12 protein-coding genes and 1 pseudogene are annotated in these 15,416 nt (G+C 52.3%); 11 read left to right on the top strand and 2 right to left on the bottom strand.

Features of this window, described 5'->3' with window-relative positions; all coding sequences use genetic code 11:
• Window positions 1-66: 66 nt before the first annotated feature.
• Window positions 67-1,367, top strand: a pseudogene (locus EPA93_RS46830) (L-fuconate dehydratase).
• 161 nt (window positions 1,368-1,528) lie between these two features.
• Here the strand turns inward: EPA93_RS46830 and EPA93_RS46825 are convergent.
• The gene (locus EPA93_RS46825; protein WP_165423866.1) at window positions 1,529-2,518 is read right to left on the bottom strand and encodes an MFS transporter; all 990 of its coding nucleotides are present in this window, start codon (window positions 2,516-2,518) and stop codon (window positions 1,529-1,531) included.
• Entirely contained in the window at window positions 2,463-2,903 is a 441-nt protein-coding gene (locus tag EPA93_RS46820) for an MFS transporter (RefSeq protein ID WP_129894150.1), read from the bottom strand. The genes EPA93_RS46825 and EPA93_RS46820 overlap by 56 nt, the downstream gene beginning before the upstream one ends.
• Window positions 2,904-3,108: 205 nt before the next feature.
• Between EPA93_RS46820 and EPA93_RS46815 the strand changes: the two genes are divergently transcribed.
• The 10 genes from EPA93_RS46815 (at window position 3,109) to EPA93_RS46770 (ending at window position 15,388) form a co-directional block, all read left to right on the top strand.
• A complete protein-coding gene (locus tag EPA93_RS46815; protein ID WP_129894149.1) occupies window positions 3,109-3,786 on the top strand; it encodes a CGNR zinc finger domain-containing protein in 678 nt (225 codons plus the stop codon).
• A 220-nt stretch (window positions 3,787-4,006) separates the two neighbouring features.
• The gene (locus EPA93_RS46810; RefSeq protein WP_165423865.1) at window positions 4,007-4,672 is read left to right on the top strand and encodes a PadR family transcriptional regulator; all 666 of its coding nucleotides are present in this window, start codon (window positions 4,007-4,009) and stop codon (window positions 4,670-4,672) included.
• 78 nt (window positions 4,673-4,750) lie between these two features.
• Entirely contained in the window at window positions 4,751-5,674 is a 924-nt protein-coding gene (locus EPA93_RS46805) for a hypothetical protein (RefSeq protein WP_129894147.1), read from the top strand.
• A gap of 275 nt (window positions 5,675-5,949) precedes the next feature.
• The gene (locus EPA93_RS49430; protein ID WP_207229383.1) at window positions 5,950-6,303 is read left to right on the top strand and encodes a hypothetical protein; all 354 of its coding nucleotides are present in this window, start codon (window positions 5,950-5,952) and stop codon (window positions 6,301-6,303) included.
• Window positions 6,300-6,686: a hypothetical protein gene (locus EPA93_RS46795; protein WP_129894146.1), complete on the top strand. Its 387-nt coding sequence runs from the start codon at window positions 6,300-6,302 to the stop codon at window positions 6,684-6,686. The genes EPA93_RS49430 and EPA93_RS46795 overlap by 4 nt, the downstream gene beginning before the upstream one ends.
• Before the next feature lie 34 nt (window positions 6,687-6,720).
• Window positions 6,721-8,463, top strand: coding sequence for an HMA2 domain-containing protein (locus tag EPA93_RS46790; RefSeq protein WP_129894145.1), 1,743 nt, complete (start codon window positions 6,721-6,723; stop codon window positions 8,461-8,463).
• A gap of 56 nt (window positions 8,464-8,519) precedes the next feature.
• Window positions 8,520-11,678, top strand: coding sequence for a cation-translocating P-type ATPase (locus tag EPA93_RS46785; RefSeq protein ID WP_165423864.1), 3,159 nt, complete (start codon window positions 8,520-8,522; stop codon window positions 11,676-11,678).
• Window positions 11,679-12,040: 362 nt separating this feature from the next.
• The gene (argE, locus tag EPA93_RS46780; RefSeq protein WP_129894143.1) at window positions 12,041-13,255 is read left to right on the top strand and encodes an acetylornithine deacetylase; all 1,215 of its coding nucleotides are present in this window, start codon (window positions 12,041-12,043) and stop codon (window positions 13,253-13,255) included.
• Between the two features lie 221 nt (window positions 13,256-13,476).
• A complete protein-coding gene (locus tag EPA93_RS46775) occupies window positions 13,477-14,205 on the top strand; it encodes an FAM151A/B family protein (protein ID WP_129894142.1) in 729 nt (242 codons plus the stop codon).
• Window positions 14,206-14,410: 205 nt separating this feature from the next.
• Window positions 14,411-15,388, top strand: a complete 978-nt coding sequence (locus EPA93_RS46770; RefSeq protein WP_129894141.1) for a sodium:calcium antiporter — start codon at window positions 14,411-14,413, stop codon at window positions 15,386-15,388.
• Window positions 15,389-15,416 lie beyond the last annotated feature (28 nt).

Here is a 15,416-nt window from a genome sequence, read left to right as displayed (position 1 = left end):
CACAGGTTCGCTTTACATCCGGGAGCGCAATGCTCATACGAACTATCTCGCAGGAGGATACAGTTAGTGCCGACAACCATTACCAGCTTTGAGACCTATGATGTCCGTTTCCCTACTTCACGCTCCTTTGATGGTTCTGATGCCATGAACCCAGATCCAGATTATTCGGCAGCCTATGTGACTCTCCATACAGATAGCCCCAACGGACTGAGTGGTCACGGCCTTACCTTCACCATTGGTCGCGGCAATGAAATATGTGTGGCCGCCATTCAAGCTCTGGCTCCCAGGCTCATTGGGCGCACGTTAGAATCGTTAACTGAGAACATGGCCTCCTTCTGGCGCTTACTCACCGGAGATAGTCAGTTGCGTTGGCTTGGACCCGAAAAAGGCGTCATCCATCTGGCAACAGCAGCACTTGTCAACGCGGTCTGGGATCTTTATGCCAAATCAGAGGGTAAGCCTTTATGGAAATTGCTGGTAGATATGTCGCCGGAACAGCTTGTATCCTGCATTGACTTTCGCTATATTACCGATGTGCTTACGCCCGAGGATGCTCTCGCGATCCTCCAGCGTAACGCCTCTACAAAAGCGCTTCGCGAACAGGAAATGCGCCAGACAGGCTTCCCGGCTTACACCACTTCTGCCGGTTGGCTAGGCTACAGCGATGAGCGCATCCGCTACCTCTGTCGCGCTGGTGTGGCTGCTGGCTGGAACCACTTCAAACTGAAAGTTGGCGCGGATCTACAAGATGATCTGCGACGTGCCAGCATCGTGCGTGAAGAAATCGGCAACGAGCGCAAGCTGATGATGGACGCTAATCAATTCTGGGGCGTGAACGAGGCAATCGCGCGTATGAAAGTGCTCTCTGTCTATGAGCCCTGGTGGATCGAAGAGCCCACCAGTCCTGATGATATCCTGGGACATGCGGCAATCGCGCGTGCGATTGCTCCGATCAAAGTCGCCACCGGCGAACACGTCCAGAATCGTATTATCTTTAAGCAACTCTTCCAGGCCCAGGCCATAGATTTCTGCCAGATCGACGCCTGCAGGCTGGGGGAGTAAATGAGGTTCTTGCAGTTCTGCTCATGGCAGCCAAATTTGGCGTCCCGGTCTGCCCGCACGCTGGAGGCGTCGGGCTCTGTGAATACGTACAGCACCTTTCTGTCTTTGATTATATCTGCGTCAGCGCTTCTCTAGAAAATCGCGTTTTGGAGTATGTAGACCATCTGCACGAGCATTTTATCGATCCCGTGGTTATCCGCGCGGGCCATTATATGCCTCCTCAGGCTCCCGGCTATAGCATCACTATGAAGCAAACTGCGCTACATGATTTCGCATTTCCTGCCGGCCCGGCCTGGACCCACTAACTTAAAACAAAAGGTTGTACAGGGCTTGCCAGGCTAGAGATGACAAGCCCTACCACTTCTCTAGGATACGGTAAATACCATATCATTTTCAGGGCATTGCGAGAACCGATCAGGTTCCACTCTTCATTGGCGCTTCTCCACTATCCGGTTCCATCAAGGCCTCATGCTTGACGTCTTTTGATAGTCAAGAATAATAGCACGATACCCAGTAAGCTAAACGCCGCGCCTGCATAGAATGCCCACTGAAAGCCCGCCACCAGATCCTCCGGTGATGGCCGTGAATTATGCGCCAGCATAAGTGTACGCGCATTCGCAACAGAAACGAGCACAGCCAGGCCCAACGCAGTACCAACTTGAGAGGCCACATTGAGCAGGCTGGAAACCAGGCCGCGCTCAGTCGGACCGACCTGATGAGTTCCAACGCCAGTAGCGGCTACCTGACATATTCCCAGGCCGGTACCTACCGCGGCTAAGCCGGGGAGCAAGGTCCAGACATATTCGCCAGTCACAGAAATTCTGGCATACAGGAGTGCTCCCCCTGCCAGGAAAAGCAGTCCAATCAGGATAGTCAGCTTGTATCCCCATCTCTTGATAAGTAGTGGAGCTCCAAAGGAACCAAGGATAAGCATTACATTCGTGGGAAGAAAAGCCAGGCCAGTAATAAATGAAGAAAAACCATGCACCTGCTGCATATAGAGAGTAAAGAAAAAGAGTACTGTATTTGCTGTAGCACAAAAGGCTAATGTTACCATAGTAGAGCCTGCTACATTGGGCTGCCGAAAAAAATGCAGAGGCACAAGAGGATATTTAACATGTGCTTCGATAAAACAAAAGAGCAGGAAGAAGATGAGAAACCCACCAAAGCACGCTAGCAGAAGCAGATAGTTCACAGATGGATGGACAATCTGTGTTAAACCGGTAATCAATAAGACAAGGCTACACGTGGAAAGTAGGGCACCGGGCAGATCCAATGCTACAACATCTCTACTCTTTTGAGCGGGAGGCAGGAGCACAATAGCAGCAGGCAGAGCCAGCAGCCCAAAGGGAACATTCAAGAAGAAAATTGAGGGCCAGCCATAGCGATCAGCGAAGAAGCTACCTAGCAACGTTCCGGCCACGCCCCAATCGAACCAAAAATCCCCAGGCGCCAAGTGCTCGATAGCGCAAGGTTCCTTGGGGAGAGAGATCAATGATGAGCGCGAGGGCAGCCGGAATCATCAAAGCCGTGGCCATTCCCTGAAGAATACGCGCAAACACAAGCATAAACTGAGATGTAGCTAGACCACACCCAGACGCGCTAATAGTGCTGAGGAGCAGACCACAAACAAAGATACGCCGATGACCAAAGATATCAGCCAAACGGCCAGCAACCAGTAGTCCACCTCCAAAGGCCAGCGCATTGGCGCTTACCACCCACTGCAAATTCTCTGCCGAGAAGCCCAGGCTGTGCTGGATTGCGGGAAGCACTAATGTCACACTTTGAAAGTTGAGTACTGTGATAAATTGGGCAACCCCAGAATTGCTACTATGATCCATAATCGTCTAGGGGCCCGCTGCGCAGAGCCTTCCAGCTCTACAGCAGGCGTTTGACAATCTTTCGTCTTCATTAATCTAGAATCCTCCAAATTGCTCTCCTTGCCATTACATCAGCTACCTGCTATATATAAAATGCTGGTAGCATAAGTATGATACGCCTTGCTACCATCAAAAGTAACATCGCTGGTAGCAGAATAGGGAGCACATGATGAACAATTACGAGCAATTACATCTGGCTATGGGCCAGATGCCAGCCCTGGTAGGGGGAAAACTCTGCCTGGATTTCGTAAATACTGTCGAGCCGCGCGGCGGCCTTGATCTTGAAGAAAGCGTTTTAGCGACACGACGCGATTATCTAGCGGATTATACTAAACTGCTGGCTTGGAGTATTCTTGCCCATATAGTCACAGAGAAAGATGCGGTTAATCTGCTAAACGAGGCCCAGTGCCATGACCAGCTTGCTCACGAAGCGCTTACGCTGCGCGAATTGCTCTATAGCATCTTCTACAAGATTGCCAAAAATCAAGAACCGACAGAGCAAGAGCTGGGCGCTCTACAGCAGGCTTATCTAAACGAGCTCTCAAAAGCACGATTGGCAAAAATTGAAGGGCATTTCACCTGGCAGTGGTCGAGCGAGAGTAAGGATCTAGCATCCCTTACCAGGCCCATTGTGCAATCAGCAATAGAGTTACTGAGAGAAGGGGAAAGTAAACGCCTCAAGGTCTGCCCTGGGGTACCAGGTGACCCTCTCGCCTGCGCATGGTTGTTTTATGATGAGAGCAAGAATAGGTCGCGCCACTGGTGCAGCATGCAAGATTGTGGAAGCGCTGTAAAAGCGCGCCGCTTAACAGAACGCAGGCGTGCTGATCGCAAACGCGGATAGCAAACGTGCTCTTCCGGGTCACCGGGAATCTCTGGCTATGCCCCATCCGTTCATCTTCAGAAGTGAAAGTCTATCACTATTACTTCTTTCCCTCTTGCCAAATAATAATAATATCTGTTAATATGTCTTTAAGACTTATTGATAGACCTATGCTATGCATACTCAGGCACTTTACTATCAAGCTAAATTATTTCTGCTGCTTAGCGCAAAGGAAAGTTATATGTACGAATTTATCATTCTCTCTCTTCTAATGGTTTTCCCAGGTATTAACGGTTATAGCATGACAAAGATTGCTAACGATGCTATCGGACCGTGGGTGAAGATTAGCAATGGAACGCTTTATCCTTTACTGACGAAGCTAGAACAATTGGGGCTGATTGAGCGAGTCAATCCTGAAAATGCGCAAAAGCAGCAGGATCGCCATTCACATGCCTTTGTGATTACCGAGACTGGCAAACAGCGCTTCCATCAGCTGATGATGGAAACTACAGCCAATCTTGGAGACTATCAGCGTCTCTTCTACCTCAAAATGATGTTCATGAACTTATTAAATAGCGATGAACGACTTTTTTTGTTTGATCACTACATCAACTACTGCCAGATGTCCCTTCTCCATTGCCGCACTGAGGCTCGCGATTTTGAGCGTGGGATGAAGACACGGACAGCACAAGATAGGTTTGATCACCAGACTGCCTTTATGCTGATGCAGCATAAAGAGAAGACCTGGCAGGCCGAGGCAGATTGGGCTCAAGGCTTACGCAATCAGCTTAAGGCCCAGGCAGAAACGAAAGCCGCCATACTTTCCAGGGAAAGGGAGGATCAGAACCTGGCATTCTCATTTCAACCTGTCGAGGAAAAGTTCATTAAGCCTATTGATGAGGACTAGAACTCACTTTTGGCCGCCAAAGATTTGCAGTTACTTTTTAGTAGTATATTCAACATTTTTCAAGAAGGATATGTTTTTATGCGTCGTCTTGCTCCTGTGCTTGTACTTCTTATACTGGCCCCATTAAGTGCTGCGGTGCTGCTCGGCGATGTCCCATTGAGCCAGTTCATCGCCTTACCCTTGCCGATAGGGTTTTATGGTACAGCTGCTCTGCTCATTAGGGAGCTGGCAGTTAGGCGTCACTTGGGCCGAGCACGTATCGTATTGTTAGGCATGGCCTTTGGCTTCGTTGCGGAAGGGCTGGTCTTTCAGTCGCTCTTCAACCCGCACTTTCCCGGAGCTGGTTTCTTTGCAGTTTACGGTCGTTCGCTCGGTACCAACTGGTACTGGGTGGAATACGTAGTTGGTTGGCACGCTATATGGAGTATCTCCCTCCCGATCTTACTCACCGAGATCTTGTTCCCTGGACGCCGGAACGAAGCCTGGCTGGGGCGTATTGGCCTCGTGATTATCAGCGTGATCTTCGTTCTCGCCTGCGCACTCGGGTTCTTCGCTTATGACCAGCTCACAAAAGGTTTTCATGCGAGCCCACTTCTATTGGCGGGCGCCGCAGTGGCCGCAATCTTACTCTTTTTGCTAGCGCTATTCTTGCCAACCCGAGCGCCCGCATCTCCTACTCAGCCTAAAAGCAGAAAAGCTCAGTCGCCCTGGCTAATTGGACTTCTGGCATTTGTAGCAGGGGGCATCTGGTTAGGAAACCACGAATTCATCACTCCAGGGATTATCATACCCGCGCCACTCTTGATCCTACTCTTAGCCTTGCTGGCTCTGGCTGTTGTGCTTATAATCAGGCGCTGGTCAACCCAGGATTTCCAGTGGGGGATAGACAAAGATTGGCGCTTATCTCTGGCGCCTTACTGGCTGGAGTACTTGTTGGCCTCAAAATCGTGCAGGATGGTAATGATATCGATTTTTTTGCCCAGATCGTCTTTTGCGCCATAACAATAGTCTTCGTGGCCTTCCTTAACTGGCGGCTTCATACTAAGCCTATCCACGCGCAGGGAGCTGCTTAAAAGAAAGCTATAAATGGGCAGCAGAAAAACAGGAAAAGGAAGATACGTCTACAAAATGTAACCATGCCTGCAATGTAGACGTGTCTTTCTCAGGAAAAGCATATGGTCCTAACACTGCTTCAAGGATAAGAGAAGTTGTTAAGAGACCTGTCCTATGTACTCTCTAGTGTAGAGAGTACATCCATATGAAAGAAGAGAGCAAGCATGGAACCTGAAGATTTCCTGGAACCCGAAGTTGCCGTCACCGCAGCCGTTGTCGCAGCAGTTTTTTCTCCACGTATTCGTAAAGTCATTCGTCGGGGTCTGGTGTATGGAACAGCTGGTGTCCTCATTGCGGGAGATGCTGTCACCTCATTTGCCAAAAACATCGGAGAAGGAGCCAAGCAGGCCACCACCTCGGTAGCTCAAGCAACCCAGGAAGGTGTGCAGCAGGCCAAAGAAGCAGACAAAGAAACGGCTTCAGAAGAGCCGGTAGGAACAGCTTCCACCACGCGCAAAAACCAGAAGGCAAGCCGAAGCAATGCAGGCGAGCAAGAACAAGGAGAGAAAAAGAAATGAGTCAGGCCCAAGGGAATTCACCAGACCAATCGAGTACCCAACGAGCCGAACAGGTACTCACTACGCTTGGGCACCGTATTGGTTTTCTTGCAGGTATGGCCTCTCAGCGCGTTGAGCAGGCCATAAGATCGACTCGCCCCCAATCTCATCAGCAAGATTCCCATGAATCCCATAAGCCATCCTCAGCTCCCAGGGCTAAAGAAGCTATGCCGCAGGCTATGACCAGAGCTGAAGAGCTAGTGCAGCAAGCAGAGTTGGACCTGGGACAATGGGCAGCGCAACTGGGCTTGCAGAGCCAGCGTCTGACGGCCCGTATACGCGAGGATCTAGAGGATATATGGGCAGATGCACAGCATCAACGTAATATAAAGAAGCCTTCGTAGCGCGTTTTTATCCCCGCCGAAAGAGCTGTATACCATGAGCCTAATGACTGCCGAGAGGCCAGAGGTGCTCCATACACTTCCTGGCCGCCTTCGTCTGCATTTACCAAATTGGTCAGGGCAAGGCAAACAAAACCTGGAGATCCAAATTCATCAGATCACAGGTGTTCGACATGTACAGGCTACACCAGCAACAGGCAATGTACTTGTCAATTTCGATCCAGGCCGGATCAGTGAGCAGACGCTTCTGCATGAAATCCAACAGTTGGATCTCACGTCAATAAACACTGAGAAGACTCATAGCTCTCCGCCTGCCGTGAGCCATAAGCAGGGAAGAACAGTTCGTGCACGCATTGCCGTGCGCGGCCTGGACCGCGATCCACAGGTTGCTACGCGGATCACGACCCATCTCAAGAACCAGCCTGGAGTACATGTAGCCAAAGCCAATGAGTTAACGGGGAGAGTGCTTATCGAATTTGATGAGCATGAGGCCGATCTCGACGATCTGATAGCTCAGATAGCCCAGTTGGAGCTTCCTGAACTCCCAGGCGAAGACCGCCCGGCCTTCCCGCTCGATCCCAAACCACTCATTCAGAGCGCAACACGGACGCTTGGGGCAACCCTGGGGCTCAGCCTGCTCTCATTCCGTCGCCTGACAGGCTTTTCTGAGCCGCTACCGGGGGCCAGTATTGCCCTGCAAACCTCAAGTATTATCAGCATCCTGCAAGGAATTCCCCCGATTCGCTATGGGCTACGGCGTCTGCTCGGTCGAACAGCAGCGGATCTGCTCTTAAACATCCCAGGTATTATCTCGCTTACGCTTGCGGGAAGCCCTATCGGTCTTGCGGTGACTGGCTCTGAATCGCTGCGCCTGCTTACTGAGGTTCAGGCCAGACGCTCGGCCTGGCGGCGGCACGAGGAACGTATTGAACATGCCCCATCTGCTCAGCCAGATGAAGTAATTAGTCTAGAGCGGGGCGAACGCACACCTCTTGCCGCGAAAGTCCTGGAGGGTACAGGAACAGCCATCGGACGTGATGGCATGCCTCAGCCAGTCTTTGTAGGCAAATTGCTTCCTCCTGGCGCGCGGCTCTATGGTGGACCATTTGTTGTACGCTTGCGGCATGAGGAATCCTTCAATGCTTTCAAGCCGCAACCACGCCCCGCTCCCGTTACTCCCTCACTTTTTGAGCGCTACCATCGCATCATAGGTCTTGCCTCACTGGCTTATGCTGGCATCAGTGGGCTGCTCACCTTTTCCTTCACCAGTACGTTGACAGCTCTATTACTCGTCAATGCCCGTACCGCGGCCATCGGCGTCGATAATGCGGAACTGGGCACATCCGCGAGGGTTCTACGCGCCGGCGTCACAGTTGTTGGAACGCGAACCCATCGCGCCCTAAGACTTCCTTCCTTGCTCCTCTTTGACAGCGCGCGATTGTTGAGCGATAGACTTGAAATTGCTGGCATTATCCCTCTGAATGACGCATACGAGCCTGCCGAGCTACTTGCGATGGCTTCAGGGACAGCCAGCGCTGCGGGTTCTCCCTGGGGCGGTATCTTTCGCGCTACTGATAAGGGCACGGCTACTGATGGGCATTTCGATGGCAGAACAGCCAGAGCAGTACTTGAGGGCACACATTTCGTCCTTGGACCCGTTGAAGATTGGGCTTCGCTTCCCGAAGCCGCAAGCTTACGCCAGAGCGGACATTATGTGCTGGTCCTCAAACAAGAGCAAGAGGAACGCCCCGAGGCCTTATCGCGCTTCGCCCGCATATAGCAGAAGGCCTCGCCCAGCTTGTACAGACTTGCCGACGTCATCAGGTAGATATAGCTGTGCTTTCCAGCGGAGATCAACTTACCGCGCGAGCCTTTGCTCATCGCGCCCATATCGACCTGCTGGAACAGGATAATGCCTTACACGCGATTCGGGCCAGGCAGAAAGAGGGCGCGCTTGTAGCTTTTGTTTCCGATCATATCGGATCGTCAGCAGCATTTTCGGCCTGCGACCTGGCCATCGGCCTTACTGATGACCGTTTTCGCATACCGGCGCGCGCAGATTTGCTCGCTCCAGACCTTCCAGCTATCACGGCAATTATTGAAGCGACTGCGCGTCGCGAGGCGACAGTACGCGACTCAGTTGGGCTCTCGCTGGTTGCTAATATTCTTGGCCTGGCCTGGGGTATACGAGGATTGCCCGGTATCGAAGCTGCCACACGCGCTGTCTATATCACTTCCCTTACCGCCATCGCTGATGGTTGGTGGCGTCTACGGGGAGGTGAGCGCAAAGCTGCGACACTTCCCCGGCTCATCGATCCACGGCCAGAGCGCTGGGGCAGTCGTAGCATCGAACAGACACTTGAGCGCTTACACACCTCTGAGCAGGGGTTGAGCCACCAGCAGGCTAGCGAGCGGCAACGCCAAACCTCTACGTCAGCTGGTCGCAATCCATTACTCAGCGCGCTACTCCATCAAATGCGCTCGCCGCTCACCGGAATTCTTGCCGCCGGGGCCGGCCTGGCCCTCCTTTTTGGCGCCGCCGGCGATGTAGTAATTATCAGCAGCACTATTCTAGTAAATGTGGCTGTGGGCATCTGGCAAGAACGCAAGGCCGACCGCGTGGCAGAAGCTTTAGCGCGTCTGGGAAACCCACGCGCACGCATTATACGCGATAAGCAGGAGATCACGCTTCCCACCAGTGAACTGGTCTGTGGAGATCTCTTACTCTTAGCCGCTGGCGATCGGGTAGCAGCCGACGCTCGCCTTATCGAGGCTCACAATCTGGAAGTTGACGAGGCAACACTTACTGGCGAGTCCTTTCCAGTGCCAAAGGCCCCCGATGCCGCACAGGAAGCTAATCGCATCGTGTTGGAAGGCAGTGACGTCACCACTGGCAATGGACGCGCTATTGTCGTAGCTATCGGGCAACAGACACGTATGGGAGCAACCAGGGCTGCGCTTGTCCAGGATGAAGATCAACCCGATCCGCTCAGCGTACGCCTCAGTCGTCTGTTACGCATCTTTTTACCAATTTCTGTCGTGGGTGGCGCTTCTGTGATCATTTCAGGTCTGCTCTGGGGTCGGCCATTGCTCACCATTCTCGCCACAGGAGCAACGATATCCCTGGCTGCAGTACCCGAAGGCTTGCCGCTTCTCTCTATGGTAGGTGAGGCCGGAGTAGCGCGGCGCCTGGCTGAGCGAAAAAGCCTTGTGCGCCACCTCTCAGCGATTGAAGCGCTGGGGCGGGTTACAGTAGCTTGCGCTGACAAAACAGGCACGATGACCGAGGGTCGTCTCCAACTTAGTCTGCTTGCAACCCTGGACGAGCAAGCTCTACCATTCCAACATACGCAAAGCGTATCGAGCAAAGGTGGAAGGCATATCGAAGGCGCTCTTCTTCCCAGCCCCGCTACGCCTACAAATAGTTCTCTTGAGTACACACCGAGCAGCAGGCTCCCTGCCGAAATGAGCCATATCTTGCTCACGGCAGCGCTTGCCAGCCCCCATCCTGATGCTCCCGATGCTGGTATCCACCCGACTGATCGGGCAGTCGTGCAAGGCGCCCTTGCCGCAGGTCTTGGAAAACAGATCCATTTGCAGCATGAAGAAGAGCTCTCTTTCGATCCTAGCCGTTCCTTCCATGCCACGCTCACTCACGGCAGAGTTTGTATTAAAGGGGCACCAGAAGTTGTGCTTAATCACTGCAGCCAGGTGATGCGACATGGGCAGAAGCAACCTCTGGATGAAGCCGGGAAACAGGCCTGGCTGGTCCGTTCTCAACAGCTCGCCCAGTGGGGTTTACGACTCCTTATGGTTGCCGAAGGCCCTCCCAATACTGCGTTAGATCATCCAGAAGGGCTTACGGCGCTGGGCTTTGTTGGCATTACAGATCCATTACGCACGATGGTACGTACTGCAGTACAACGCTGCCAGGCAGCTGGCATTCGCGTCCTTATGATCACGGGTGACCACCCATCTACGGCCCATTCAATTGCAGACGAGGCCGGCCTGCTGGCAGAGGGCGGCGAGGTGATAACCGCAGCGCAGCTGGCGCAACTAACAAACGGGGAACTGGATCAACGTCTAGAGCATGCTGTAGTCATCGCCCGCGCAACTCCTCTCGACAAGTTACGCATCATCGAGAGTTTGCAACGCAGTGGGCATACAGTTGCCATGACCGGGGATGGCGTCAACGATGCCCCGGCCTTACGCCTTGCCAATGTGGGAGTGGCCATGGGGAGTGGAAGTACGGAGGTCGCGCGCCAGACTGCCGATGTAGTCATCGCTGACGATAATTTCTCGACACTTGTGGAGGCATTTGTGGAGGGACGCAGTTTCTGGCGCAACCTGCGTCGAGCGCTCGGCCTGCTGCTGGGCGGCAATCTTGGCGAGCTTGGTCTTGTCGTAGGGGCCAGCTTGCTTGGACTAGCTATGCCCTTAACTGCCAGCCAGATTCTTGCGGTTAACGCGATTACCGACATCTTTCCCGCCCTTGCTGTTGCGCTTCAGCCGCCAGAACATCGTAACCTTGCGGGCTTGAGACGAGAGGGCGCGGGAGCACTGGATACGCGCCTATTCAAGGAGGTAATCCGTCGTGGGCTCGCTACAGCGCTCCCCTCGCTGGCGGCTTACCTTATCAGTCTGGGTCGGGATCTCCTACCTCAGGCCCGAGCTGTAGCCTTTACCAGTATCGTCACCACTCAGCTAGCTCAAACCCTGGCATCCGGGCGGACAGAAGATGGACAGCTCACTTCCTCGGTTAAATGGGCGGTTCTAGGCTCGCTGGGCGTTCTGGCCACAGCGTTTACAGTTGCGCCACTACGCAACCTGCTCCATCTGGCCGTACCAACTCCACTTGGCTGGGTGCTGATTGCAGGCTCTACGCTCCTGTCGGTTTTGCTCAACCGTTTACTTGTCAGCTCTGCACAGGCCCAAATTTCTCCGGAAGATCAGGGCGCGGACACGCAGGGCTCTCCTGAGCTGGCGAAAGCCTGAGATATGGCGGCAAGTAGAGACTTGCCGCCCTTGACATGGATAGAGAGGGAATGCAGAACAGCTCAGGTAGCCCAGGCTAATAAAACTGGATGACGAAGAGTCGGCATGCTCACAAGTGAGCGGAATTCCTCCGCTCACTTGCCTTTTTTCCACAGGCAAAACAGAAGCTGAAAGGTGGAGAAAGAAAGGGACAGGTTGGCGGAGGGCGCATAGATAGAGTATGATTAGGATATGCTCACTGGTCGTTAGTAGAAATGGAGCAAAACAAAAACTTCCCAGCAGGGCGCCATATATGTGGCTTCCATGCCAACTTATTTCACAAGCAGTAAAATAGCAAGACGCCCCTCAGAAGGAGATCATTTATGCCTGGTGCGCCAATACAAGAGAGCGAGCTGTGGGAACTTTCTCGCCAGCTGATCAGCTTTAACACAGTTAGCAGTCTGAGCAATGTCGCGGCAGCCGAGTATCTTGCCAATTTTCTTGAGAACATAGGTTTCTCGGTCCAGCTGGTAAAGGAGACTGTCCAGAACGTTGAAAAGGCTAACGTGCTGGCCTGGATCGGCCCACAGGTCCCTGGAGGCCTCATTATTTCCGGACATATAGATATTGTGCCCTTTGAGGGCCAGCCCGGCTGGAAAACTGATCCCCTGGTGATGAGTACCGATGGTGAACGTATTTTTGGGCGCGGCGTTTCCGATATGAAGGTCTTTCTGGCACAAGCCATCCTTGCCGCTAAAAGGACTTCTCTTCAATCGTTAAAACGCCCTCTGATGTTCATTTTCACCTGCGATGAAGAAGTTGCCGGCCAGGGAGCAGGACGCCTAATTCATGTGATCCCGGAGCTTTTCCATGATTACCCGCTGCCCAGAGTCGCGCTGATCGGCGAACCAACCAATTTCGATATCTTCCCCGCGCACAAGGGCTATGCATCTTTCGATATTGTTGTCCATGGCAAAGGTGGCCATAGCAGCGCTCCCCACAAGGGCCTGAATGCAATCGAGAAAATGTCCGACGTTATTGAGCTACTCAAAGAGGCAAATCAGCAACTGCTCCAGCAGGCCTCAGCCGAGAACAGGCGGCTATTTCCCGAAGTTCCTGGCTCCGTCTTCAACTGTGGCCTGATTACTGGTGGCCTGGCCCCTAATATGATTGCTGAGGAATGTCGCCTGACAACCAGCGTTCGCATTGCGCCTGGTGATCAGGCGGAACAACTCCTCGCCCCTTTACAAGAACGCTGGCATAAAGAGATCGTGACCTCTATGAAGCGTGTAGCCCCAGAAAGCGACATCACGCTTCAAGATCTTACGATCACGCCTCCTTTGTCCTCGCCAAGTGACGATGAGTTCTGCCATTTCCTGTGTCAGCTAACCGGCAAGCAGGCGGATCGCGGAGCTCCGTATGCGACAGATGGCGGACAATTCCAGCAAATCGGGATCGACTCCTATATCTGGGGACCAGGCTTACTTGAGGAAGCTCATCAGCCCAACGAAAGCCTTCCGGTCTCCCACTTTATCACCGGGATGGCACAAGTCGAGCGCATTATCCATGGCTGGTGCATTGAGAGAGATGCGTCTTAGCCAGGAATAGCATCTTAGCAATACAAGCCGATCTAGTCAGTGAACAAGGATCGGCTTGTACTTGGTTGGTGCTATCCCTATCTACTTTTCCTACAGCTTTTTTGGTGTATATCTCCAAAGATCGTTAGCTCCTACCTAAATAGAATAGTCCTCTAGCAAAACAAAAGAATCAATTCTACACCGCCTCGACTATTATCAAGCAATCGGCTATAATACAGACTATGAAATCTTTATTTTCTTATCTACAAAAGCACTATTCCGTCGCCCAGTTAGGCGATATTAGCTGGGCCCACGCGGTTAATAATCAACAAAGGCTGCAGCACTTTACTCACCAGGCACAAACTATGATGCTTGAAGTCGATATCAGTATTTCTGCTGAGGGTGAAGCGATAGCGGCACATCCGCCCAGCAGAACAAGCGATCTTACCTTCGCCGCATTGCTAGAGGTCATCAAACAATCGACGCAGGGCCTCAAGCTCGACTTTAAGGACCCAGGCTTACTCATTCCCTGCTTGACTGAGCTCAATAAAGCGCAAATCACGCAACCTGTTCTGCTGAACGCTGATATTCTTCAGGGCGAAAATGCCAGTGCAAGCAGGTTCAACGCCCTCGATTTTATCAATACATGCAATGAAATATATCCACAAGGCATTTTATCTCTGGGCTGGACCACTAGCTCACATTCCTCCTACTCGCGAGAAAATATTGAGGCAATGCTCAAGCTCTGCCAGAAGCTCTCTGAGGTTACATTCCCACTACGGGCTCACCTATTACCCGCCTCCTGGCCAGAAATCTCTCGTCTCACGGAAACAGATGGTTTCTCGCTAACTATTTGGAATAGCAAACCAGTAGATCAAGAGCTAAAAGCCTGGTTGCGTCAACATACTGATCCTAAGCGAACCTGCTACGATCTTATCGATGAACAGAAAAATCCCGTCAGTCTCTCTTAAGAGGGCCAACAACCTCTGACAAGGCTTTCAGCCTCGTAGGGATAGCGCTATAGCTTGCCAATGCTCCCTTTGACATGCTATAGTCTATTTGCAGTAAAAGTTAAGAGGCACACGTAGCAACGGTGAGCCTGGCAGCGCCGGGTTCCCTGTACTTTCTTATACATCCAATTATCTGTAAAGAAATTTCAGGTGGGGAGAAGTAGCCATGGCGGTAGCGCTCGATCTAACCTTGCTCCTTGTGAGCACTGTTCTGTTGCTCTACGGAACTGATTGGTTTATTGATGGTGTACGCGATCTCGCACAGGATTTTGGTATCAGTCCATTAGTGCTTGGCATTATTCTGGTTGGTTTGGAACCCGAAGAAATGCTGATAGCAGCTCTCGCCTCCGGCCAGGGAGCGGGCAGCGTTGCTGTAGGGAATGTGATTGGCACCAACGTTACCATAACAACCTTTGCGCTGGGCCTCTCAGTGCTCATTACACCAATAATCCTGGCTCCTGGTATTCGGCGCCAGGCCTTGATTGCCACAGGCGTCTCGATTTTACCGCTCGCCTGGCTACTGCTGGGCAATATAGATCGTGTGGCAGGCCTGCTCTTCTTAGCCCTATTTGTTGGCTACACCTTCCTGCTCTTCCGCATGGACCGCAAATCTTTTGAACGCCTTGCTCATAGCGAGGAATTGCTTGAAAACGACGGTGACGAGGACGAAGAAGATACTCACCAGAGCGGAAAGAAGCGGCTCTGGCCAGTGCTACTGCGCACCGGATCAGGCTTATTGATGATGGCGGGAGGTGGCTTCATCCTTGTCAAGGGCGCTGTATTACTGGCAGGTAGTCTTGGACTTACTACTTATGCAGTCAGCACGACAGTTGTTTCTCTCAGCACCGGAGCAGAAATGATCATTCTGGGAATAACTGCCGCTCGCAAGCAGCTGGGCGAGATCCTGATTGGCGGCATTCTTGGATCATTTGCCTATAATCTGCTTGTCACTCTGGGATTAGCGGCTGTCATTCGTCCCCTACCCACCATTCCTCAATCTTATCAGGCAACCGTCTGGATTATGATTGCTACCCACCTCTTGCTCTTATCGCTCATCTGGCGCGGCAAGATAAGCCGGGTGGCTGGAGGCATACTTCTTATCATCTACGTTGCTTATATCGTTAGCATAATCCTCTTGCGCTAGCAGCTTAGCCGTAAACACTTGCTTCTTG

It is taken from the genome of Ktedonosporobacter rubrisoli (assembly GCF_004208415.1).
Lineage (GTDB): Bacteria > Chloroflexota > Ktedonobacteria > Ktedonobacterales > Ktedonobacteraceae > Ktedonosporobacter > Ktedonosporobacter rubrisoli.
The sequence above is the reverse complement of the archived record's forward strand: the minus strand, read 5'-3'. Positions and strand labels throughout refer to the sequence as shown.

Excerpts from the sequence above, each read along its gene's own strand:
- EPA93_RS46790 (WP_129894145.1), top strand. The coding sequence starts at position 6,721 with ATGAGCCTAATGACTGCCGAGAGGCCAGAGGTGCTCCATACACTTCCT.
- EPA93_RS46810 (WP_165423865.1), top strand. The coding sequence starts at position 4,007 with ATGTACGAATTTATCATTCTCTCTCTTCTAATGGTTTTCCCAGGTATT.
- EPA93_RS46770 (WP_129894141.1), top strand. The coding sequence starts at position 14,411 with ATGGCGGTAGCGCTCGATCTAACCTTGCTCCTTGTGAGCACTGTTCTG.
- EPA93_RS46795 (WP_129894146.1), top strand. The coding sequence starts at position 6,300 with ATGAGTCAGGCCCAAGGGAATTCACCAGACCAATCGAGTACCCAACGA.
- argE (WP_129894143.1), top strand. The coding sequence starts at position 12,041 with ATGCCTGGTGCGCCAATACAAGAGAGCGAGCTGTGGGAACTTTCTCGC.
- EPA93_RS49430 (WP_207229383.1), top strand. The coding sequence starts at position 5,950 with ATGGAACCTGAAGATTTCCTGGAACCCGAAGTTGCCGTCACCGCAGCC.
- EPA93_RS46775 (WP_129894142.1), top strand. The coding sequence starts at position 13,477 with ATGAAATCTTTATTTTCTTATCTACAAAAGCACTATTCCGTCGCCCAG.
- EPA93_RS46820 (WP_129894150.1), bottom strand. The coding sequence starts at position 2,903 with ATGGATCATAGTAGCAATTCTGGGGTTGCCCAATTTATCACAGTACTC.
- EPA93_RS46805 (WP_129894147.1), top strand. The coding sequence starts at position 4,751 with ATGCGTCGTCTTGCTCCTGTGCTTGTACTTCTTATACTGGCCCCATTA.
- EPA93_RS46815 (WP_129894149.1), top strand. The coding sequence starts at position 3,109 with ATGATGAACAATTACGAGCAATTACATCTGGCTATGGGCCAGATGCCA.